This window comes from Photobacterium andalusiense (assembly GCF_900185625.1).
GTDB lineage: Bacteria > Pseudomonadota > Gammaproteobacteria > Enterobacterales > Vibrionaceae > Photobacterium > Photobacterium aquimaris.
Genome location: NZ_FYAJ01000008.1, coordinates 52,364 through 73,908 on the forward strand (window position 1 = coordinate 52,364; position 21,545 = coordinate 73,908).

17 protein-coding genes and 11 tRNA genes are annotated in these 21,545 nt (G+C 41.4%); 17 read left to right on the forward strand and 11 right to left on the reverse strand.

Annotation, left to right across the window (positions count from 1 at the left end; all coding sequences use genetic code 11):
- Nucleotides 1-2 precede the first annotated feature (2 nt).
- On the forward strand, nt 3-1,646 hold the full coding sequence (gene groL, locus PAND9192_RS16020; RefSeq protein ID WP_087854568.1) for a chaperonin GroEL: 1,644 nt from the start codon (nt 3-5) through the stop codon (nt 1,644-1,646).
- Nucleotides 1,647-2,527: 881 nt separating this feature from the next.
- Here groL and PAND9192_RS16025 read toward each other — a convergent pair.
- From PAND9192_RS16025 to epmB, 3 genes are all read right to left on the reverse strand, one after another.
- Nucleotides 2,528-2,986, reverse strand: a complete 459-nt coding sequence (locus PAND9192_RS16025; protein WP_060998672.1) for a hypothetical protein — start codon at nt 2,984-2,986, stop codon at nt 2,528-2,530.
- Nucleotides 2,987-3,403: 417 nt separating this feature from the next.
- Nucleotides 3,404-4,306 carry a 30S ribosomal protein S6--L-glutamate ligase gene (gene rimK, locus PAND9192_RS16030; RefSeq protein WP_065167942.1) on the reverse strand — a complete coding sequence of 301 codons (903 nt, stop codon included), beginning with the start codon at nt 4,304-4,306 and terminating at the stop codon, nt 3,404-3,406.
- Nucleotides 4,307-4,754: 448 nt separating this feature from the next.
- Nucleotides 4,755-5,777, reverse strand: coding sequence for an EF-P beta-lysylation protein EpmB (gene epmB, locus PAND9192_RS16035; protein ID WP_087854569.1), 1,023 nt, complete (start codon nt 5,775-5,777; stop codon nt 4,755-4,757).
- Between the two features lie 33 nt (nt 5,778-5,810).
- On the opposite strand from epmB, the gene efp reads away from it, so the two are divergent.
- On the forward strand, nt 5,811-6,377 hold the full coding sequence (gene efp / locus PAND9192_RS16040; RefSeq protein ID WP_045038111.1) for an elongation factor P: 567 nt from the start codon (nt 5,811-5,813) through the stop codon (nt 6,375-6,377).
- Nucleotides 6,378-6,522: 145 nt separating this feature from the next.
- Here the strand turns inward: efp and frdD are convergent, their stop codons facing one another.
- Genes frdD through frdA form a run of 4 tightly spaced genes read right to left on the reverse strand, consistent with a single transcriptional unit; the run spans nt 6,523 to nt 9,830 of the window.
- Nucleotides 6,523-6,885, reverse strand: coding sequence for a fumarate reductase subunit FrdD (frdD, locus tag PAND9192_RS16045; RefSeq protein ID WP_060998675.1), 363 nt, complete (start codon nt 6,883-6,885; stop codon nt 6,523-6,525).
- Nucleotides 6,886-6,895: 10 nt separating this feature from the next.
- Nucleotides 6,896-7,279 carry a fumarate reductase subunit FrdC gene (gene frdC, locus PAND9192_RS16050; RefSeq protein WP_060998676.1) on the reverse strand — a complete coding sequence of 128 codons (384 nt, stop codon included), beginning with the start codon at nt 7,277-7,279 and terminating at the stop codon, nt 6,896-6,898.
- A 2-nt stretch (nt 7,280-7,281) separates the two neighbouring features.
- A complete protein-coding gene (locus PAND9192_RS16055; protein WP_087854570.1) occupies nt 7,282-8,022 on the reverse strand; it encodes a succinate dehydrogenase/fumarate reductase iron-sulfur subunit in 741 nt (246 codons plus the stop codon).
- Nucleotides 8,022-9,830, reverse strand: a complete 1,809-nt coding sequence (gene frdA / locus PAND9192_RS16060; RefSeq protein WP_060998678.1) for a fumarate reductase (quinol) flavoprotein subunit — start codon at nt 9,828-9,830, stop codon at nt 8,022-8,024. Before frdA ends, PAND9192_RS16055 begins: the two co-directional genes overlap by 1 nt.
- 554 nt (nt 9,831-10,384) lie before the next feature.
- Between frdA and epmA the strand changes: the two genes are divergently transcribed.
- Nucleotides 10,385-11,356, forward strand: a complete 972-nt coding sequence (epmA, locus tag PAND9192_RS16065) for an elongation factor P--(R)-beta-lysine ligase (protein WP_087854571.1) — start codon at nt 10,385-10,387, stop codon at nt 11,354-11,356.
- Nucleotides 11,357-11,620: 264 nt separating this feature from the next.
- On the opposite strand, the gene PAND9192_RS16070 is transcribed toward epmA, so the two are convergent.
- From PAND9192_RS16070 to rsgA, 3 genes are all read right to left on the reverse strand, one after another.
- Nucleotides 11,621-12,346 carry a carbonic anhydrase gene (locus PAND9192_RS16070; RefSeq protein ID WP_087854572.1) on the reverse strand — a complete coding sequence of 242 codons (726 nt, stop codon included), beginning with the start codon at nt 12,344-12,346 and terminating at the stop codon, nt 11,621-11,623.
- A 264-nt stretch (nt 12,347-12,610) separates the two neighbouring features.
- On the reverse strand, nt 12,611-13,477 hold the full coding sequence (gene asd / locus PAND9192_RS16075) for an archaetidylserine decarboxylase (RefSeq protein ID WP_087854605.1): 867 nt from the start codon (nt 13,475-13,477) through the stop codon (nt 12,611-12,613).
- Nucleotides 13,478-13,704: 227 nt separating this feature from the next.
- A complete protein-coding gene (rsgA, locus tag PAND9192_RS16080; protein WP_060998681.1) occupies nt 13,705-14,757 on the reverse strand; it encodes a small ribosomal subunit biogenesis GTPase RsgA in 1,053 nt (350 codons plus the stop codon).
- Nucleotides 14,758-14,829: 72 nt separating this feature from the next.
- Between rsgA and orn the strand changes: the two genes are divergently transcribed.
- The 12 genes from orn (at nt 14,830) to PAND9192_RS16140 (ending at nt 16,820) form a co-directional block, all read left to right on the forward strand.
- Nucleotides 14,830-15,375, forward strand: coding sequence for an oligoribonuclease (gene orn / locus PAND9192_RS16085; RefSeq protein ID WP_087854573.1), 546 nt, complete (start codon nt 14,830-14,832; stop codon nt 15,373-15,375).
- A 131-nt stretch (nt 15,376-15,506) separates the two neighbouring features.
- Nucleotides 15,507-15,583, forward strand: a tRNA-Met gene (locus tag PAND9192_RS16090).
- 22 nt (nt 15,584-15,605) lie between these two features.
- Nucleotides 15,606-15,681 (forward strand) — tRNA-Gly (locus PAND9192_RS16095).
- A gap of 72 nt (nt 15,682-15,753) precedes the next feature.
- Nucleotides 15,754-15,830 (forward strand) — tRNA-Met (locus PAND9192_RS16100).
- A gap of 22 nt (nt 15,831-15,852) precedes the next feature.
- Nucleotides 15,853-15,928 (forward strand) — tRNA-Gly (locus PAND9192_RS16105).
- A 72-nt stretch (nt 15,929-16,000) separates the two neighbouring features.
- Nucleotides 16,001-16,077: transfer RNA gene (locus tag PAND9192_RS16110), tRNA-Met, on the forward strand.
- A gap of 22 nt (nt 16,078-16,099) precedes the next feature.
- Nucleotides 16,100-16,175: transfer RNA gene (locus PAND9192_RS16115), tRNA-Gly, on the forward strand.
- Nucleotides 16,176-16,228: 53 nt separating this feature from the next.
- Nucleotides 16,229-16,304, forward strand: a tRNA-Gly gene (locus tag PAND9192_RS16120).
- A 53-nt stretch (nt 16,305-16,357) separates the two neighbouring features.
- Nucleotides 16,358-16,433, forward strand: a tRNA-Gly gene (locus PAND9192_RS16125).
- Nucleotides 16,434-16,486: 53 nt separating this feature from the next.
- A tRNA-Gly gene (locus tag PAND9192_RS16130) sits at nt 16,487-16,562 on the forward strand.
- A gap of 53 nt (nt 16,563-16,615) precedes the next feature.
- Nucleotides 16,616-16,691: transfer RNA gene (locus PAND9192_RS16135), tRNA-Gly, on the forward strand.
- A gap of 53 nt (nt 16,692-16,744) precedes the next feature.
- Nucleotides 16,745-16,820: transfer RNA gene (locus PAND9192_RS16140), tRNA-Gly, on the forward strand.
- 1,039 nt (nt 16,821-17,859) lie between these two features.
- On the opposite strand, the gene queG is transcribed toward PAND9192_RS16140, so the two are convergent.
- On the reverse strand, nt 17,860-18,993 hold the full coding sequence (gene queG, locus PAND9192_RS16145) for a tRNA epoxyqueuosine(34) reductase QueG (RefSeq protein WP_087854574.1): 1,134 nt from the start codon (nt 18,991-18,993) through the stop codon (nt 17,860-17,862).
- Between the two features lie 349 nt (nt 18,994-19,342).
- On the opposite strand from queG, the gene tsaE reads away from it, so the two are divergent.
- Together tsaE and PAND9192_RS16155 are read left to right on the forward strand one after the other, a co-directional pair.
- Complete coding sequence (gene tsaE / locus PAND9192_RS16150; protein WP_060998684.1) at nt 19,343-19,807, forward strand: tRNA (adenosine(37)-N6)-threonylcarbamoyltransferase complex ATPase subunit type 1 TsaE; 465 nt, start codon at nt 19,343-19,345, stop codon at nt 19,805-19,807.
- Between the two features lie 5 nt (nt 19,808-19,812).
- Nucleotides 19,813-21,543 carry an N-acetylmuramoyl-L-alanine amidase gene (locus PAND9192_RS16155; RefSeq protein WP_087854575.1) on the forward strand — a complete coding sequence of 577 codons (1,731 nt, stop codon included), beginning with the start codon at nt 19,813-19,815 and terminating at the stop codon, nt 21,541-21,543.
- Nucleotides 21,544-21,545 lie beyond the last annotated feature (2 nt).

Genomic DNA, 21,545 nt, shown 5'->3' on the forward strand with positions numbered 1-21,545 from the left:
AGATGGCTGCTAAAGACGTTAAGTTTGGTAACGACGCACGAATTAAAATGCTAGAAGGCGTAAATATTCTAGCTGATGCGGTAAAAGTAACATTAGGTCCTAAAGGCCGTAATGTTGTACTTGATAAATCATTTGGTGCACCAACTATCACTAAAGATGGTGTTTCTGTAGCGCGTGAAATTGAACTTGAAGATAAGTTCCAAAACATGGGCGCACAAATGGTTAAAGAAGTGGCTTCACAAGCGAATGACGCTGCGGGCGACGGTACAACAACAGCAACAGTACTTGCACAAGCAATTATTGCTGAAGGTCTAAAAGCCGTTGCTGCTGGTATGAACCCAATGGATCTTAAGCGCGGTATCGACAAAGCTGTTGTTGCTGCGGTAGAAGAACTAAAAGCATTATCTGTTCCTTGTGCAGATACAAAAGCTATCGCACAGGTTGGTACTATCTCTGCAAACTCTGACACAACTGTTGGTAATCTTATTGCAGAAGCAATGGAAAAAGTAGGCCGTGATGGTGTTATTACGGTTGAAGAAGGTCAAGCACTTCAAGACGAATTAGACGTTGTTGAAGGTATGCAGTTTGATCGTGGTTACTTATCACCATATTTCATTAATAACCAAGAAGCGGGTTCTGTGGATCTAGAAAGTCCATTTATCCTATTGGTTGATAAGAAAGTTTCAAATATCCGTGAACTTCTTCCTGCACTAGAGGGCGTAGCAAAAGCATCTCGTCCACTACTTATTGTTGCTGAAGATGTTGAAGGTGAAGCGCTAGCAACATTAGTTGTGAACAACATGCGTGGTATCGTTAAAGTTGCTGCTGTTAAAGCACCTGGCTTTGGTGATCGTCGCAAAGCAATGCTACAAGATATCGCGGTACTAACATCAGGTACTGTTATCTCTGAAGAGATTGGTCTAGAACTAGAGAAAGTTCAACTAGAAGATCTTGGTCAAGCTAAGCGTGTAACTATCACCAAAGAAACCACTACTATCATTGATGGTGCTGGTGAAGAAATTATGATTCAAGGTCGTGTTGCACAGATTCGTCAACAAATCGAAGATGCAACCTCTGACTACGACAAAGAAAAACTTCAAGAGCGTGTTGCTAAACTTGCTGGCGGCGTAGCTGTTATCAAGGTTGGTGCGGCAACTGAAGTTGAAATGAAAGAGAAGAAAGATCGCGTAGAAGATGCATTACATGCAACTCGTGCAGCGGTTGAAGAAGGTGTTGTAGCGGGTGGTGGTGTAGCACTTATTCGTGCAGCGTCTAAAGTTGTTAACCTTGTTGGTGATAACGAAGAGCAAAATGTGGGTATTCGTGTAGCACTTCGTGCAATGGAAGCACCACTACGTCAAATCGTTAAGAACGCAGGTGATGAAGAATCTGTTGTCGCTAATAACGTTCGCGCTGGCGAAGCTAACTATGGTTACAACGCAGCGACTGGCGAATATGGCGATATGATTGAGATGGGTATTCTTGATCCAACCAAAGTAACCCGTTCTGCACTTCAGTTTGCAGCCTCTGTAGCAGGTCTTATGATCACAACAGAAGCTATGATCACTGATAAAGCATCTGATACACCTGCAATGCCTGATATGGGTGGCATGGGCGGTATGGGTGGCATGGGCGGTATGATGTAAGCCCATTTATAACCTTAGAGATTAAGTTCTCTGTGTTATAAAACTTATCGTTATAAAAAGTCGAGCATAGCTCGACTTTTTTATTGCCTCAAGATAATTGCGCTATGTCGGCAACGGTATAAATTTTTATCACGAACAATGTGCACAGTTCACATGGATTATTCCTCGAAAAGCTGTACGTAAATAAACTACAATAAAAACAATAACTTAAATGTCAATGTCGGCAATTATATAATGATGGGTAATTTGTACACATTTTTTATGAACATTCAATGAAAAGCTGAACAAAATGAGTTGTCGATTTCAGTGCAGAATAAATAGTTAACGAAACCGTAATAGCGGCCGTTATTGTGAAAAATCAGCAAATAACAAACTATTCATATAATAGCAGCTAAATATATATTTTGATGGCAAATAATTCTTTTGATTGTTTTTATTAATTTTATCTAAAAAATACAATTTGTTGTTTTTATACTTTTAGTTGTTAGTACAGCTATTTTGTGTTGATAGTGAATTCTTAAGATCATTAACAATAAACCCTAGAGCATTAAATTATTGCTTCATGACGTGGTTGAAGAATTGATTTGATAGCTGCATAGATAATCAGTAAAAACCAATCAGTATATATTATATAAAGAGTCGTTTTACGAGGGTGCCAAAAAGCTCATTGTGAACTTTAGTTTGCGGGGTAAAAAGCTCGAAAAGCTGTACGGTGTTAATGTCTTTATTTATCAGTGGGTTAGGTTGGTTTTTGCGAGGGTGTTTTTTGATTTTTAGTTTGTACACCAAAAAGGTTTAATTTACATCATTAGCTGCACTGGTTGTAGGAAGGAAATGAAGCCCTGATGTTATGACATTAAGGGCTTTGAATTGGGGTGTTATTAGTTATTCGTTGGCAGATGTTGTTGGTTGAGTTCTACCCATGCAGCCATAAAACAAATGATAAATGATTGAATATAGCCACGTAAATCAACCTCACCTTGCACAAGTACATCATCAGCATTTGATTCCATATTGAACGAAACCTTACTTTCTTTGATGCTAAAGAATACCCGTCCAATCAAGACAAAGTTATCGCCATTATCATCTGGGTTATACACCATACCTGCGCCAATTTGATCATGCTCAGTAATTTGTAATGCACTGAATGCTAATTTTTCTGCGCCTTCAAAACCAAATCCAGCATAACGTTTACCTTGCTCCGGTTGTTGCAGTAGCTGTGAAATTAACTGGGTGTAGGTTGTTAATGCTTCACTAGGGATCTCGTTAGTATTTACCTGACCCATACTAAATGGCTTATCGTCTTCTATCATTTCAACGGCATAGCTAAAATCAGTCATTGCTAATCCTTGTTAAGTTTTGTCATCATTATAATGTTTATACGTTAGCGTAATTTGCTGCTCGTCGGTAGTATTAATCGATGTCTTAACGGCTGAGTGTTTTAAAGCTCACATTTATTATCAATAACCATCTCTTTTGAGGGAGTGTTAGGCATATTTTTAAACAAAATGGCGAATTATGAGTATTTGTAATACTGCAAACCTAAAGCTTTAGTTCGTCATGGAAAAAGCTAAAAAAGCTGTACAATTATTTATTATTAAATATCAATTGGTTACGGTTAGTGTTTTACATTATCGATAATTTGGGTGGTTTGCGCACCTTTTTGCTGTTTTTACCGTAAAAAGGTGTGCGTTATTGGTCGAGTAATAAAAAAGCAGCCTTATGTGGCTGCTTGTTAACAATAGCATCACGTTAATTTATTGGTTTTTTAGATGGCGATGGCTTTTGCCTGCATTTTTTTCAATATAATCAATGATCATGCCTGCGATATCTTTGCCTGTTGCTGCTTCTATACCTTCTAGACCGGGAGAGGAGTTTACTTCCATGATCAGTGGTCCGCGTTTAGAACGTAATAAATCAACCCCAGCAACACTGAGTCCCATTGCCTTGGCTGCAGCAATCGCTGTTTTACGCTCTTCTGGTGTAATACGAATTAATGAAGCACTACCACCGCGGTGTAAGTTAGAGCGAAATTCCCCTTCTGCTGCTTGGCGTTTCATTGAGGCGATAACTTTATCACCAATCACAAAACAACGTATATCAGCTCCGCCAGCTTCCTCTATATATTCTTGCACCATGATATGAGCTTTAAGCCCCATAAATGCTTCGATAACACTTTCTGCTGCTTTTTGAGTTTCTGCAAGTACAACGCCAATACCTTGCGTGCCTTCTAACAGCTTTATTACCAATGGCGCACCGCCGACCATTTTAATCAGATCTAACACATCATCAGGTTTACTGGCAAAGCCAGTTATTGGCATACCAACCCCTTCGCGGCTCAGTAACTGTAATGAGCGTAGTTTGTCGCGAGAGCGTGAGATCGCAATAGATTGATTCACAGAGAACACATTCATCATTTCAAATTGGCGTAATACGGCACAACCATAAAAAGTAATGTCTGATCCTATACGTGGAATGATGGCATCAAAGCCAATAAGATCAGTACCTTCAAAATGAATAGAAGGTTGTACGGAGTTTATATTCATGTAACAACGAAGGGCATTGATAATAACCGCTTCATGGCCTCGTTGATGACAAGCCTCAAGCAGGCGACGGGTTGAATATAAGTTTGCGTCCTGTGACAAAATGCCAATTTTCATTACGGTACTCATGTTAGGGAGCGAGTTGGCAGCAGTAGTGATGTTTGGCGAACGCCGATACGAAAAAGGACTGCTGTATGAGGCGCGACTATGCACGTAAATGTTAGAAAAATCGAGATCTGCCACGATGATTTTTTTTAATGGTGAGCAACAACAATACTGCTATAAATTAAAAGTAACATCATGTGCCATTAGTTTGTTGGTTATATTGCATGAAAAGCTGTACGGGATGTAAACTTATTTTAAAACAATGACTTAGTTGTGGTAGTTGATTGGCCTATGGTAGGCTTAAAAGTAAGTGTATGTTTTAGGTGTTTTTTGGTGGGAAAGCTGTACGTGGTGTTTTTTTGTTTTTATAACAGAGCCTTACTGACTCGTGATGACGAGTCAGTAAGGTTGTTGTGGTGTAGCGGCAAGAGATGAAATCGCTAAAATAAAGCAATAACCGTTATTCAAGGTGCAGATCAAGCGGTGTTTTGCTACTTCTACCACCTATTTCACGGGCTAATGTTGGCACAAGGTAGCCTGAAACATTATTAATGACACCAGCCATTAATGCGCGCGCTTGTTGATCATCAACAAAGAAATGTGCCGCCCCTTGAACGTGATCAAGCACGTGTAAGTAATAAGGCAAGATTCCTGCATCAAAGAGTGCCTCACTGAGCTCTGTAAGCGCTGTGACGGAGTCATTAACCCCTTTAAGGAGCACGCTTTGGTTTAATATTGTGACTTTAGCTAGCTTGAGTTGAGTCATCGCAGTGGTTAATGCGGCATTGATTTCATTAGCATGGTTAATATGGGTCACCATGATAATTTGTAAGCGACTATTGGCAAATAATTCACATAGCGTTGGTGTAATACGATTTGGAATTACAACCGGTAAGCGGCTATGGATCCGTAATCGTTTAATGTGAGGGATCGCAGCAATATGTTCCAGTAGCCATACCAGCTCGTGATCTTTTGCCATTAAAGGATCACCACCGGATAAAATAACCTCGCTAATCTGTGGTTGGGTCGCAATGTAATCAAGGCTTTGTTGCCATACTGCTTTATTGCCTTTGTTATTTTGATAAGGGAAATGGCGTCGAAAACAATAACGGCAATTGACTGCACAACCGCCTTTAACGATCATTAAGACGCGGTTGTGGTATTTGTGTAACAGCCCTGGAATAGGGTTATCTTGTTCATCAAGGGGATCGGTTGAATAGCCTTGGTGAACCTCGAATTCTTGCTCTAGCGGTAGGACTTGGCGCAACAATGGATCGTATGGGTTGCCAACTTCCATTCTTTCGACAAAACTTACAGGAACACGAAGCGCAAATAATTTTTTAGCGGTGAGGCCTTTTTGCCAAGGTGTTGGATCAATTTTAAGCATATTAAGCAGCTTTAACGGATCAGATATCGCATTAGCTAGATCATTCAGCCAGTTTTGCTCAACAGATGGCACGTTTCGGGGTATGATATGCGACATTAAATACAACTCGAAGATGTTAAGAGGATTAGAATGGCGTCTTTCAGCACCAATGAATTCCGCAGCGGAATGAAAATTATGCTTGATAATGAACCATGTGTCATTATCGAAAACGAATTTGTTAAACCTGGTAAAGGTCAAGCGTTCAACCGTGTTCGTATCCGTAAACTTATTTCAGGTAAAGTTCTTGAAAAAACGTTTAAATCAGGCGAATCAGTTGAAGCTGCGGACGTAATCGATACTGAACTTGATTACCTATACAACGACGGTGAATTCTACCATTTCATGAATAATGAAACCTTTGAGCAAATCGCAGCAGACGTTAAAGCTGTTGGTGATAATGCTAAATGGTTAGTAGAAAACGATGCGTGTACGCTAACACTTTGGAACGGCAACCCTATCGTTGTTACACCTCAAAACTTTGTTGAGCTTGAAGTAACAGAGACAGATCCAGGTCTTAAGGGCGATACACAAGGTACTGGTGGTAAGCCAGCAACACTAACTACAGGCGCTGTAGTACGTGTTCCTTTATTCATCGCAATTGGCGAAGTTATCAAAGTTGATACTCGTTCTGGTGAATACGTAAGCCGTGTGAAGTAATTTCATATTGAGCTTTAAAAAAGGTCGCTTAGGCGGCCTTTTTTGTTGACTGAAATTTGTCATGAGTGATTGTAAATTAAAATGACAGCCATAAAAAAAGCACCGCAAGAGAGCGGTGCTTGTTTAGATTGTGATTACATGAAAATTAAATCATGAACACAAAGATAATTGATAATGCTGTCACCAAGAACGCTGCAGCGTAACAAGCAATCTTGCCAGCAACACCGGTGTGGAACTTAAGATCATGCATGCCGTGATGTAAACGGTGCATACCATGCCACATTGGGAGTGATAACGTTGCAATCACAAATAAGGCACCAATAAAGCTCGTCGCAAAATCTGCTGCACGCTCATAGCTAACGGCGTCTGGGCTGATAATCCCCAGTGGTACCATGATCCCTAATACTAAAATAGTAACAGGAGAGATCATTGCAAACCATGTACCGCCGGCACCAAATAAACTCCACCATACTGGCTCATCGGAACGTTTTGGATGTAAATTAATCACGAGCAGCTCCTTAAACTAGCGCTAAAACAATGGCAGTGATAACAGCAACAACTGCCCACTGTGCAAGAACGATAATCTTCTTATCTAATTTCTTGCCTTTGATGCGAATTGGCACCACTTGCGGCATCATGCTAAAGAAAGTTTGCGCATGGAATAAACTACCCGCTAACGCAATAATATTTAGAATAATAACAATTGGATTAGCCATAAAGTCTAACCAACCTTGCCATGCTTCAGGACCTTTTACTAAACAGCCTAAGCCAAAAGTTAAGCAGATAGTAAAGAAAATTAGCGGTAATACAGTAGCTTCACGCAGCATGTAAAAACGATAGAAAGAACTGTCTTTCCACCATGTACGCGTCATTTCACGAACGTAAGGTTTACGGTTGCTCATCCTTATGCCTCCTGAGGCTTCAACATTGCAATAACGAAATCTTTAGATGATTCCACTTTGCCTTGGTTTACAGCTGCGGCTGGATCAACGCTCTTTGGACATACTTCTGAGCAGTAACCCACAAACGTACAGCCCCACGCACCATTTTCACTGTTGATTAATGCCATACGTTCATGTTGGCCATGATCGCGGCTATCAAGGTTATAACGGTGTGCCAGTGTTAGTGCTGCAGGACCGATAAATTCAGGGTTTAAACCAAATTGCGGACACGCTGCGTAGCAAAGACCACAGTTAATACAGCCAGCAAATTGCTTGTATTTTGCCATTTGCTCTGGTGTTTGTAGGTTAGTACCATCTTCTGGTGTACGGTCGTTACCGATAATGTATGGCTTGATTGCTTCAAGACGCTCAATGAACGGTGTCATATCGACAATTAAGTCTTTTTCAATCGCAAAGTTAGCTAGTGGCTCAATTTTAACGCCATTTGGGTAATCACGAAGGAAGCTCTTACAAGCTAACTTAGGCACACCATTGACCATCATGCCGCATGAACCACAGATTGCCATACGGCAAGACCAGCGGTAGCTTAGGTGCTTATCAAGGTGATCTTTGATGTAACCTAATGCATCAAGTACTGACATGGTTTCATTGAACGGTACTTCAAATGTTTGTAAATACGGTTCTGCATCTGTCGCTGGGTCATAACGCAGAATTTCAACTTTTTGAATGCGATTGTCTGACATTATGCCTTTTCCTCTTGTTTTACTTCAGCAGCTTCCGCGGCAGCGGCTTCTTCAGCTGCAGCACCGTATAAACGTGCTTTTGGCTGTGATTTAGTAATAGTTACATCGCTATAATCGATGCGTGGTGCAGCACCGTCGTTGTAGAATGCCAAACTGTGCTTAAGGAAGTTAACATCATCACGTTCAGTACAGTTATCATCTAGGCGTTGGTGTGCACCACGAGATTCTGTACGTAAAATTGCAGAGTGCGCCATTGCTTCAGCAACATCTAAACCGTAACCAACTTCAATCGCATACAGTAGATCAGTGTTAAAGACTTTGCCTTTATCTTGAATACTAATATGTTTGAAACGTTGCTTTAGTTCTGCAAGCTTATCAATTGTCGCTTGCATCAAATCTTGCTGGCGATAGATACCACAACCGGCTTCCATGGTATGACCCATTTCGGTACGGATTTGGGCCCAATTCTCGTCGCCTTCTTGTGCCATTAGGGCATCAATACGCGCTTGTACTGCATCAATTTGAGTCTTGATTGATGCGTCGTTCCAGCCTTGGAATGCTTCTGCACGTTTTACTGCGTGTTCACCCGCAACACGACCAAATACCACAAATTCAGCCAGTGAGTTCGAACCTAAACGGTTTGCACCGTGTAGGCCAACAGAAGCACATTCACCAACAGCAAATAGACCCTTAATACGCGTCTCACATTGACCGTTAGTTTCAATACCACCCATGGTGTAATGTACTGTTGGGCGAATTGGAATTGGCTCTTTAGCTGGATCAACGTTTACATATGCTTTTGCTAACTCACAGATGAACGGTAGACGCTCATGTAAGTACTCTTCACCAAGGTGACGCAAATCAAGCATTACTACATCACCTAGTGGGTGTTGAATCGTGTTGCCTTTTTGCTGCTCATGCCAAAACGCTTGTGAAACTTTGTCACGTGGGCCCAGTTCCATGTATTTATTTTTTGGCTCGCCTACTGGTGTCTCAGGGCCCATGCCATAATCTTGTAGGTAACGGTAACCGTTTTTATTGACGATAATACCGCCTTCACCACGACAACCTTCGGTCATCAAAATACCAGTACCTGGTAAACCCGTAGGGTGGTATTGAACAAACTCCATGTCACGTAATGGGATACCATGACGGAATGCCATTGCCATACCATCGCCAGTTACAATGCCGCCGTTAGTATTACAGTGGTAAACGCGACCCGCGCCACCTGTTGCTAGAATCACTGATTTTGCTTTAATACAAATCAGTTCACCTTCAGCCATGTGAATAGCAATCAAACCTTGTACTTCGCCATTCTCAACTAAAAGATCAACCACGAAGTATTCATCGTAACGTTTGATTTGTGGGTATTTGATAGATGTCTGGAATAGGGTGTGTAGCATATGGAAGCCAGTCTTATCTGCCGCAAACCATGTGCGTTCAACTTTCATACCACCAAAACGACGTACGTTCACTTCGCCGTTTTCTTTACGGCTCCATGGACAACCCCATTGTTCCATTTGGATCATTTCACGGGTTGAGTTCTCAACGAAATATTCAACCACATCTTGTTCACATAGCCAGTCACCACCACCAACAGTATCGTTGAAGTGATTATCAAAGCTATCTTCGTCTTTGATTACGGCAGCTGATCCACCTTCTGCTGCAACGGTGTGCGAACGCATTGGGTAGACTTTTGAAATAAGTGCAATTTCTAGTTCTGGGTTTGCTTCTGCAGCAGCGATGGCAGAACGTAGGCCTGCACCACCCGCGCCAATTACAGCGATATCTGTGGTAATAGTCTTCACAGCTATCCTCCGAAAGTAAGACGGTAAAAAAATGAAAAGATGCGTCGTGCGCATCTATCCTTGAAATCCTGCGCGTATTTTATGAAACCTCATTAAGATAAAATATGATGTAGACGCGTCTTTTTAACGAAATAATCAAAAAATGTAATCTGATTACAGAAATTGTGATTATTGTCACAAGTTGTCATGTTTTGTTGGTGTTAATTAGTTGTTTTGTTTGTGGTGAGTTGTTTGTGGCTTATTAATTTCGTGTTACATGGGTGAGTTGTAACACATTGTTGTTAAAGATTTAATAAGCCATTTGATGCATTTTAATAGTAATGGATGTAATCTTTTTTGAGCTGTTTTTTTTGGTGTTGTTATTTTTTGTGGGTTTGTTTGTTGTTGGTGTTAATGTTGATGCCGAGGTGGTAATGTTTATTTTGTTAATGTCATTCATTTTTGTTCATAATTATTAGTGGTAAACCATAAATATAATCTGCTCAATATTTGGTTAGAGGCATGGCTTTGCTAGAATGATGACTTAATTTCCTTTCATGTAAGAAGAAACTGTTATGTCTCAGCCTTGGCAGCCTACTGCTGATATTACTCAACTTAAACAGCGTGCTGTTTTACTTACAACAATTCGTCAGTTTTTTGCTGATCGTGATGTTATTGAAGTGGATACGCCAGCCATGAGCCAGGCAACAGTGACGGATGTGCATTTACATGCGTTCAAAACCCAATTTGTCGGCCCAGGCTATGCTAATGGACAAACATTATATTTAATGACCAGTCCTGAATTTCATATGAAGCGTTTATTAGCTGCAGGTAGTGGTGCTATTTATCAGATCTGTAAATCATTTAGAAATGAAGAATCGGGACGTTACCATAACCCTGAGTTTACGATGTTGGAATGGTATCGACCAGGGTTTGATCATCATCAACTAATGGCAGAAATGGATGCGTTATTACAGCAAGTCTTAGGTTGTGGTGCAGCTGAAAAAATGACGTATCAACAAGCTTTTATTGATGTGTTAGCGGTGTGCCCACTAGAAAGTTCGATGACCGACTTAAAAGCGGTTGCTGCTCGGTTAGGATTGGCTGATATTGCCGAGCCAGAGCAAGATCGCGACACCTTATTGCAATTGCTGTTTAGTGTCGGCGTTGAAGCCAAAATTGGTCAAACAGTGCCTGCGTTTGTGTATGATTTTCCTGCGTCACAAGCAGCACTGGCTCAAATAAACCCAACTGATCCACGTGTTGCTGAGCGATTTGAAGTGTATTTTCAAGGGATTGAACTTGCGAATGGCTTTCATGAACTAGCTAACGGTGACGAGCAATTACAACGTTTTGAGGATGATAACCACAAGCGAATCAGTATGGGGTTACAACCACAACCTATCGACATGCATCTTGTTGAAGCACTACGGGCAGGATTTCCAGATTGTGCTGGAGTCGCATTAGGAATTGATCGCGTGATTATGCTGGCATTAGAGCGCGATCATATTGATCAGGTAACCGCTTTTCCAATTGAAATAGCGTAAGATTTTTCGCGGTATTATGCTGTAAAAAAGCACGGTTATAATGACCGTGCTTTTTTATTATCAAGCTAGTGGTTATGCACCCGTTGTTGTTAGTGATGATATATCAGTAACCACATACGGAGGGAACGTGCGATAACATAAATGATAGTGGCTGTGCGCCATGATTAAGTTAAACGGCAAGTAGGATTTCAAGGCGTTTAAACCGTGAAAAAAGTGTAGCCTGACTCACCTGTTAATGCAACTGATTATCATTTGTAATTATGGTTAATCAATCACAATTCGTGCATTTAACGGTTGTAATGGACGATTGTTATCACCCATCATTTGGTTTAATTGCTCTATTTGAGCCGCTGAACTAGTCAGATGGCTTTGCATGACATACCAGCGTACACCTTCTGTACATGGCGGAGTGGTTAATGAGCCATTGTAACGGAAATATTGACGTTCACGTGGCAGGAGTGCGCTTGGGGTTAAATCGTCATTAAAATCAATTGTTTCACCTTTTGTTGGAATCTTTTTTAATAAGGTGGTTAATTCATTATTTGCCCGCGGACCATTTTCAAACATCACCGCAATCACAGCAATATGGCCACTTGCATCAACGTTAACGAAATGTGCTTCTAATGGGTATTGCTTGCCATCAATATAGTTTTCAGACGGGGTATGGAAATGGAATTGCTTAAGAGTATAAGTATCGCCATCGATAATGACTTTATTATCACCACTAACATTGACTGAAATAGTATGACCGTTATTAGTGAGGCTAGTGATTTTGCCATCATAATCTATTTGTAATGGTTGGGTTTGCGCTTGAATAGGAGACACGATATCAATCGGGCTTTGATTTTCTCCGCCACAAGCAGGGTAACTATCAACCCAATGCTCAGTACCTTGTTGATCGCCATATCCCCATGCCGCATTGGCGTGCGCAGAAAGAGAAAAGCAACTTGCTAAAGCGAGTACTAATACTGATATTGTATTTTTTTTCATTATGATTACCTATGAGTGATAATTATCCCGCCCTAATCATAGCACTTGATACGCGAGATAAAATGCTAACGTTAGCATAGTAATCGTTTGATTTGTGATTGGAAAATACGATTAAGGCATAACAAAGATTGGTTGCTGAAATACCTAATGGGATAAGGGATTGTAATTAATACCAGCAGGGAGTTGATAAAAGACGATATGTTTATAATTCGGCGTTAGCAACACGGAGCAATTGCTGCCCCGTGTAAGTATTATTAAACGATTTTATTTAATTAAACTTTCAGCATAAGGTTGTCCCATGCGTGTCACTTGACGTGGTTGCATGTTTTCAACAAAGCGAATGCTATTTTTAGGGAATAAGTTAATCACAGTAGAACCGAGCTTGAAACGGCCCATCTCTTGACCTTTCTTCAGGCTGATCGCATCTTCACCAGTCGTCGAGTAATTCCAGCGACGGATTTCTGGACCTGTTGGTGGCGTTACTGTTCCTGCCCATACTGTTTCGATACTGCCGACAATTGTTGCACCAACCAGTACTTGGGCTAATGGCCCAAACTCAGTTTCAAAGATACATACAACACGCTCATTACGTGCAAATAAGTTAGGTACATTTTCTGCTGTAAGTGGGTTTACAGAGAAAAGATCACCAGGCACATAAATCATTTGGCGCAAGACGCCATCACATGGCATATGAACGCGGTGGTAGTCACTTGGCGATAGGTATAATGTCGCAAAGTCCCCACCCATAAACTCATCAGCTAAATCACTATCGCCACCTAATAACTCACAGGCATTAAAATAATGACCTTTAGCTTGGAATAGACGTCCAGCTTTAATTGGACCAAATTGGCTAACACACGCATCAGCTGGATGACTAATGATATGTTGATCATTATTGATTGGGCGAGCGCCTTCTACTAGTTCACGTACAAAAAAAGCATTAAAGGTAGGATAGGCCGCAGGATCAGGATTCCGTGCTTCTGCCATATTGACGTTATATTGTTTAATGAACCAACGAATAATAGTAGTAGTTAGTTTTCCACCTTCATGAGCCGCCAGTTTACCTACTAAACGGGTTAACGCATGCTTTGGCATACAATATTGAAGGCCAATCTTAATCTTATCTAGCACAATCATTCTTCCAGTAAATATTAATTAATCAATAAGTTAGTTATTCTTTGCTTATTTGGAAGAATAACGTCAACCTGTAATAGTACCGAACTATTTTAATAATGTCAGTTATTGTGGTGTTATAGCGGCATGTAGATAAGTGAAGTTTGTCGGTATTTATTTAAATCGTTGTAGATAAAAAATAAGCCCAAGAAAATAGTAAAATTCGCTTAGGCTTGTATTTATTATCAGTTTGGCTTGTTACGTGAAAATTGACGATTTGCCACATTTTCCGACATGCTTTCAATGATTTTATGGTAGCTGTTATAACGTTCACGACTAATATCACCACGTTCAACGGCTTCGCGAATGATACAACCAGGATCGTTACCGTGTTTACAGTCACGGAACTTACAGCCACCTAAATATTGACGAAATTCAACAAAAGCTTCGGTAATTTGCTCTGGTTCTAAATGCCACAGACCAAATTCACGCACTCCTGGTGAGTCAATTAAATCACCGCCGTCTGCAAAGTGATATAACCTTGCTGCTGTCGTCGTATGTTGACCTAAACCTGAGTTAGTTGAAACGTCACCAATATCTGCTTCAACATCAGGCATTAGTGCATTAACCATACTTGATTTACCTACACCTGATTGACCAGCAAAGATACTAACGTGATCTTTTAAATCAATTTTTAGATCATCAAGACCTTCACCTGTATCGGTACTGACTAAGCGAACGCTATAACCAATATTCTGGTATTGCGTTAACTTACGTTCAACATCAACCCGCTGTTCTGGCGTTAGTAAGTCAACTTTATTAACCACAATTAATGGCTTAATGCCGATGGTTTCAGCTGCAATAATGTAACGGTCAATAATGTTAAGCGATAGCTCGGGTAGAATTGATGACACGATCACAATTCGATCAACGTTAGCTGCTACAGCTTTTACACCGTCGTAGTAATCTGGACGGGTTAACATTGATTTGCGTTCATGCACAGCTTCTACAACACCGGCAATGCCTTGTAAGGCCTCAACGCCAGGACGCCAAACGACACGATCTCCAGAAACAAGGCTCTGAATACTGCGACGTAGGTTACAGCGATGAATAATACCCGTTTGCGGATCTTCAACATCAGCGTGTTGACCGAATCGAGTAATAACCAGCCCTTCGCGAGCATTTTCCAATAAGGCTTCATCCCATTGGACTTCATTTTTAGCGCGATCTAGGCGCTTATTTTGGTTAGAGCGAACACGTCGGCTCTGACCTTGAGTTAATTTTTTCTTTTTTGCCACAAGAATATCGTTCTGTTTGGTTGGCTTTCGGTATTATCATACATGGTTTAGTCACAAAAGAGGCAATATCGAATGACAATCAGCGATCAGAACCTTATTTGGATTGATCTGGAAATGACCGGATTAGACCCAGAAACTCATAAAATCATTGAAATCGCCACAGTTGTAACCGATCCACAGCTTAATGTGTTGGCAGAAGGTCCTGTTTTAGCTATTTATCAGCCAGAAGCTGAATTAGCAAAAATGGATGATTGGTGTACAACTACACACACTAATAGTGGTTTAGTTGAACGTATTCGTCAAAGTACGATCACTGAAGCGCAAGCTGTCGCTCAAACCATTGCTTTTTTAGAGCAGTGGGTACCAAAAGGTGTATCACCGATCTGTGGAAACAGTATTGGGCAAGATCGTCGATTCTTATATAAGCACATGCCTGTACTTGAACAGTATTTCCATTACCGTTATCTTGATGTGAGCACACTTAAAGAATTGACGCGTCGTTGGAAACCAGAGTTACTTGATGGCTTTTCTAAGCAAGGTAGTCATTTAGCATTGGATGATATTCACGACTCAATTGCTGAGTTGCGCTATTATCGTGAGCATATTTTCAATATTTGATGTTAAAATAAGCAGTTGGAAAATAATCTGCGTTTTTTGGTTTAAGAACTATTGCATCCGGCAATTTTAGTCGTATAATGCGCAGCCTCGAAAGGAGATAACGAGTTTGTTTTCTTTCGTTGTAAATCGGACGCGGGGTGGAGCAGCTTGGTAGCTCGTCGGGCTCATAACCCGAAGGTCGTTGGTTCAAATCCGGCCCCCGCAACCAATTCTCTTTTAAGAGATGTGATGCGACACTAGCTCAGCTGGTAGAGCGCAACCTTGCCAAGGTTGAGGTCACGAGTTCGAACCTCGTGTGTCGCTCCAAATTGATATTCATGGCTACGGCGGTGAATAAAAATAGTTGTCACCCAACTTAAACTAGGTGAAAAAATCGGACGCGGGGTGGAGCAGCTTGGTAGCTCGTCGGGCTCATAACCCGAAGGTCGTTGGTTCAAATCCGGCCCCCGCAACCAATTCTCTTTTAAGAGATGTGATGCGACACTAGCTCAGCTGGTAGAGCGCAACCTTGCCAAGGTTGAGGTCACGAGTTCGAACCTCGTGTGTCGCTCCAAATTGATATTCATGGCTACGGCGGTGAATAAAAATAGTTGTCACCCAACTTAAACTAGGTGAAAAAATCGGACGCGGGGTGGAGCAGCTTGGTAGCTCGTCGGGCTCATAACCCGAAGGTCGTTGGTTCAAATCCGGCCCCCGCAACCAATTCTCTTTTAAGAGATGTGATGCGACACTAGCTCAGCTGGTAGAGCGCAACCTTGCCAAGGTTGAGGTCACGAGTTCGAACCTCGTGTGTCGCTCCAATTTGTAGTTCATGGCGAAAGCGGTGAACGTTAGGTGAAAGACCTAGCTATATGCGACACTAGCTCAGCTGGTAGAGCGCAACCTTGCCAAGGTTGAGGTCACGAGTTCGAACCTCGTGTGTCGCTCCAATTTGTAGTTCATGGTGAAAACGGTGAACGTTAGGTGAAAGACCTAGCTATATGCGACACTAGCTCAGCTGGTAGAGCGCAACCTTGCCAAGGTTGAGGTCACGAGTTCGAACCTCGTGTGTCGCTCCAATTTGTAGTTCATGGTGAAAACGGTGAACGTTAGGTGAAAGACCTAGCTATATGCGACACTAGCTCAGCTGGTAGAGCGCAACCTTGCCAAGGTTGAGGTCACGAGTTCGAACCTCGTGTGTCGCTCCAATTTGTAGTTCATGGTGAAAACGGTGAACGTTAGGTGAAAGACCTAGCTATATGCGACACTAGCTCAGCTGGTAGAGCGCAACCTTGCCAAGGTTGAGGTCACGAGTTCGAACCTCGTGTGTCGCTCCAATTTGTAGTTCATGGTGAAAACGGTGAACGTTAGGTGAAAGACCTAGCTATATGCGACACTAGCTCAGCTGGTAGAGCGCAACCTTGCCAAGGTTGAGGTCACGAGTTCGAACCTCGTGTGTCGCTCCAATTTGAATCTTTGCAATGTACACTAGCCCAGTTAGTTGTGCGCAATATTGCCAAGGTTGAGGTCACGCCTAGTTCCTTGAAGATCGGGAACCTCGTGTGTCGCTCCAATTTAAATCTTTGCAATGTACACTAGCCCAGTTAGTCGTGCATAATATTGCCAAGGTTGAGGTCACGCCTAGTTCCTTGAAGATCGGGAACCTCGTGTGTCGCTCCAATTTAAATCTTTGCAATGTACACTAGCCCAGTTAGTTGTGCACAATATTGCCAAGGTTGAGGTCACGCCTAGTTCCTTGAAGATCGGGAACCTCGTGTGTCGCTCCAATTTAGTTATCATCGAACTTATCGGTGAACTACTACTGTGAAGTATTAGTCTTAATGTGGTATTCCTGGGGTATTCGATTACCGATATCATCAGTGTACTGCTTCAAGTGTTTCTAGTTTGACTACGAAGCCCACTTAGAAGCAATCAGCTTCGATTACATCATCTGCTATTGATTATGCAACCTAACGGTTGTTTTTTTCATCTTAGCTATTTGCAAAGATGTTTGTAATATCAATATTGCCTTATATGGCAAACGCTCTTTTCCTAGCATTGATACGTTGGTTTTACTACTTTATAGCGCCATTGTGGTTGGTTTTTATTTGTTTATAAAAGACAGAAAACACATGATAAGTTGTTATTTTAGTAAGCGTTTTTAATTTATTGCACCGTTAGATCACAGTTCAATTAACAGAGTTATCCACATAAGATATTCTGTGGGTAAGTTGGTTGATTAGATGTGATAGCTAGGTGTGAATAACTTTAGAACAAGAGCATAACTTCAAACTATTCTCCTTATTAATTGTAAAAAGCTAACAGGGTAACTGTATGTTTTTTATTGGTTAATTTGGTTTTATCTACAATTTGTACACAGTTCATTTAGCCCTTCCTTTTCTGGGATAACCGTCTTGATTATGTTATCCACTCCCTGTGTTTAATCTTTCTTTTTACTACGATTTTTGACGCCATTAAAAAAGTTTTCCACATATACCCAGAGTGTTATGCATCTCGAGGTAAACCTTTTTCTATAATTCGAACTAAACGTTTGGTGGCATTAGGTAAAACATCAATAACTATTTGTTGACGTTTCTGATGTTGTTGCTCTAAAGCCCATTCAATATGAACATCGATGAGCGGGTGCTCACCCTGACGAGTACTCAGTGCCTCGATGATGTCAGCTTGGTAGGGCGCATTACCTAATGCAATCGTAATATTACGTAACCATTGGGTATGGCCGATACGACGAATGGCTGAACCTTCAGTATTACGTAAGAATGTGGCTTCATTCCAAGCATAAAGCGTCACTAGATCTTGCTGGAATAACGTTTCTCGACAATGGTAGTCTGTTTCTGACGTGATCTCTCCGTGACGATTAAATGGACATACTAATTGGCAATCATCACAGCCATAAATTCTATTACCTATTGCTGCGCGATATTGTTCTGGAATGATACCGTCAAATTCGATAGTTAGATAAGATATACAGCGTCGTGCATCAACGATTCCAGCTTCAATAATAGCGCCCGTTGGGCAACTGGTCATACAGGCGACACATTTACCACATTGATTGACAACAGGTGTATCAACTGGCAGTGGTAGATCAATTAACAGTTCACCTAAAAAGAACCATGAGCCAGATTGGTCGTTAAGAATTAGAGAGTGCTTTCCTGTCCAACCTAATCCAGCTTTTTCAGCTAATGGACGCTCAAGAACTGGCGCAGAATCGACGAATGGTCGACAGCCAAACTCACCAACAACGGCTTCAATTCGTTGACCTAGCTGTTTAAGGCGGTTGCGAATCAACTTATGATAATCTCGTCCAAGAGAGTAGCGACTAATATAGGCTTTTGTTGGTTGCTTAAGTGTTTGAGCAAAACCTGCTTGTGGCGGTAAATAATTCATTCTGACACTGATTACACGTACCGTACCTGGTAGTAATTCTTGCGGTCGTGCACGCATCATACCGTGACGTGCCATCCAGTCCATATCACCGTGATAGTCAGCATCAAGCCAGCGCTGTAATTGCGTTTCATGCTGCGACAAATCGATATCACTGATCCCTACAGCTTGAAAGCCGAGTTCTTGTCCCCAAGTTTTAATTTGAAGTGCGAGTTGTTGATAATCGATTGTCATAGTGTCAGCTTTATCTTCTAGCCAGTAAAAATCAGGGAACGGATTCTAGCACATTCTTATTTTAGAGTAGTCATAAGCTGACACCCCATTATTAATAGTAGTAATCATTGAACGTGTAAAGCTGCACCTGTGCTGAATATATGCATGACATAAATTGAATGGCATTGCTTTATTGCGGTAAAATTGCGACGGTCATCGTAGACTGAGATCGTTATTTCACACCGTATATCGCTTGGTTTTGATTTATCGTAAAGTAGCAGATTTATGTGCGCAGCGCGGTGAGCGTGGTATGCTTGCGGCAGATCTTTTTCCATTTATTCGTCAATTAGTCAATCCAAGATAAAATATAATGCAAACATTTGAAACTTCTCTTGCTGATGAGCAGGCAACGGTAGATTTTGGCCTTAAATTGGCTAAAGCCTGCACGCAACAAACAACAATATATCTCCATGGTGATTTGGGTGCAGGTAAAACCACATTTAGTCGTGGCTTTATTCGTGCTCTTGGTCATCAAGGAAATGTAAAAAGTCCGACTTATACATTGGTTGAACCTTATGATCTTGCGCCTTGGCAAGTTTATCATTTTGATTTATATCGTCTTGCCGATCCTGAAGAATTAGAATTTATGGGGATTCGAGATTATTTTACCAATGATGCTATTTGTTTAGTTGAATGGCCAGAAAAAGGTATAGGCATGCTACCAGAGCCTGATCTTGAGCTCGAGCTGCGCTATCACGGTGAGCAAAGAATGGTATTAGTGACGTCGAATACGGACTATGGTTCAGCGTTGATCAACCACTTACAGTTAGGTTAATTAGAATGGCGTTACGGACGTATGCAAATCTTTTAATTTTGGGAGTGGGATTAGTGAGTTCTGCTGCTTTTGCAAATGAACTCAAAGGAGTTCGTGTGTGGCCGGCTCCTGATGAAACACGTGTTGTGCTCGATATGCAAAGCAAAGCGGATTATTCGCAGTTTATGCTATCAAATCCATCACGGTTAGTGGTCGACTTAAATAAAACCTCACTCAAAACCAAATTGCCAATTACTGTTGCTAAGAGTGAGATTTTAACTAAAGTCCGCAGTAGTAATGCACCCGAAAAAGGCACGACTCGATTAGTGTTTGAACTAAAGCGTGCCACAACACCTCAAATTTTTTCATTATCACCGACGCCTGATGGTAGTTATGGCTATCGATTAGTGATGGATTTACCTAATGGTTCTGGTGCTGGTGCTGTTGATAAAGAAGAACAAGCAGAAGAAAAAGCCACTGAAAATAACTTAGCTAAGTTACCATCAGGTACTGCTGATATTGTGGTAGCTGTTGATGCAGGGCATGGTGGTGATGATCCTGGCTCTATTGGTCCAACCCATAAATACGAAAAAAATGTCACCTTGGCGGTTGCGCGTAAATTAGCGGCCAAGATCAATGCGACAACGGGTATGCGTGCGGTAATGACTCGCCGTGGCGACTATTATGTAGGATTAAGTAAACGTTCAGAGATTGCGCGTAAAAATAAAGCATTGCTGTTAGTTTCCATCCATGCCGATGGTTTTAGTTCGCCTAAACCTCGTGGTGCATCTGTATGGGTACTAAACACTCGTCGTGCTAATACTGAAATTGGTCGTTGGTTAGAGCAGAGCGAGAAACAATCAGAGCTACTTGGTGGTGGCGATGTGCTCTCTAGTAATCCTAAAGATAAATATTTAGGTCGTGCAGTACTTGATTTGCAATTTAGTTATTCGCAGAAGGAAGGCTACGATGTAGCTAAGCGAGTATTAGCGAACTTACGTCATATTGCGCGTCTACACAAAACAGTACCGCAATATGCAAGTTTAGCAGTATTAAAATCACCTGATATTCCATCATTATTAGTTGAAACAGGCTTTATTACTAACCCGATTGAAGAGCGTCAATTAACCTCTAACGCCCATCAAAATCAGTTAGCAAATGCTGTTTATAAAGGTATTTTGCAATACTTCACAGCGCATCCGCCAGAAGGGACACTCTTTGCTTCGCGTTTGAAAGCCGGTGGTATTAAACATAAGGTGACATCAGGACAAACATTAGGCGGTATTGCGGCTAAATATGGTTCTTCGATGACGGCCATTAAAACGGCTAATAACTTGAAATCAAATTCAGTTAATATTGGTCAAGTGTTAGTGATCCCTGGTACTGCGGTGACAACGGCGCCGGCTGTTAAAGCCACATCAGTAAAGGTGACGTCCAAAGCAACGCCTGCGACTCGTATTGTGTGGCATACCGTGACTCGCGGTGAGTATCTTGGCAAAATTGCGGCTAATTATGGGGTAACCATGAGCAGCATTCGTCGAACTAGTCATCTAAAGTCTGATAATGTCATGGTTGGCCAGAAATTAAAAATTGCGGTTTCTGCCGTGAAAACTGTACGTCATAAAGTTCACCGTGGTGAGTTTTTAAGTAAAATTGCGGCAAAATATGGGGTATCAGTAGCAACTATTCGTGATGCGAATAAGCTACGTTCTGATAAACTAGCAGTAGGACAGACGCTAATCATTCCAAGAAGTTAATT

Bases quoted from the DNA above. Each gene is read 5' to 3' on its own strand.
- groL (WP_087854568.1), top strand. From the start codon at position 3: ATGGCTGCTAAAGACGTTAAGTTTGGTAACGACGCACGAATTAAAATG.
- PAND9192_RS16025 (WP_060998672.1), bottom strand. From the start codon at position 2,986: ATGACTGATTTTAGCTATGCCGTTGAAATGATAGAAGACGATAAGCCA.
- rimK (WP_065167942.1), bottom strand. From the start codon at position 4,306: ATGAAAATTGGCATTTTGTCACAGGACGCAAACTTATATTCAACCCGT.
- epmB (WP_087854569.1), bottom strand. From the start codon at position 5,777: ATGTCGCATATCATACCCCGAAACGTGCCATCTGTTGAGCAAAACTGG.
- efp (WP_045038111.1), top strand. From the start codon at position 5,811: ATGGCGTCTTTCAGCACCAATGAATTCCGCAGCGGAATGAAAATTATG.
- frdC (WP_060998676.1), bottom strand. From the start codon at position 7,279: ATGAGCAACCGTAAACCTTACGTTCGTGAAATGACGCGTACATGGTGG.
- PAND9192_RS16055 (WP_087854570.1), bottom strand. From the start codon at position 8,022: ATGTCAGACAATCGCATTCAAAAAGTTGAAATTCTGCGTTATGACCCA.
- epmA (WP_087854571.1), top strand. From the start codon at position 10,385: ATGTCTCAGCCTTGGCAGCCTACTGCTGATATTACTCAACTTAAACAG.
- PAND9192_RS16070 (WP_087854572.1), bottom strand. From the start codon at position 12,346: ATGAAAAAAAATACAATATCAGTATTAGTACTCGCTTTAGCAAGTTGC.
- orn (WP_087854573.1), top strand. From the start codon at position 14,830: ATGACAATCAGCGATCAGAACCTTATTTGGATTGATCTGGAAATGACC.
- queG (WP_087854574.1), bottom strand. From the start codon at position 18,993: ATGACAATCGATTATCAACAACTCGCACTTCAAATTAAAACTTGGGGA.
- tsaE (WP_060998684.1), top strand. From the start codon at position 19,343: ATGCAAACATTTGAAACTTCTCTTGCTGATGAGCAGGCAACGGTAGAT.
- PAND9192_RS16155 (WP_087854575.1), top strand. From the start codon at position 19,813: ATGGCGTTACGGACGTATGCAAATCTTTTAATTTTGGGAGTGGGATTA.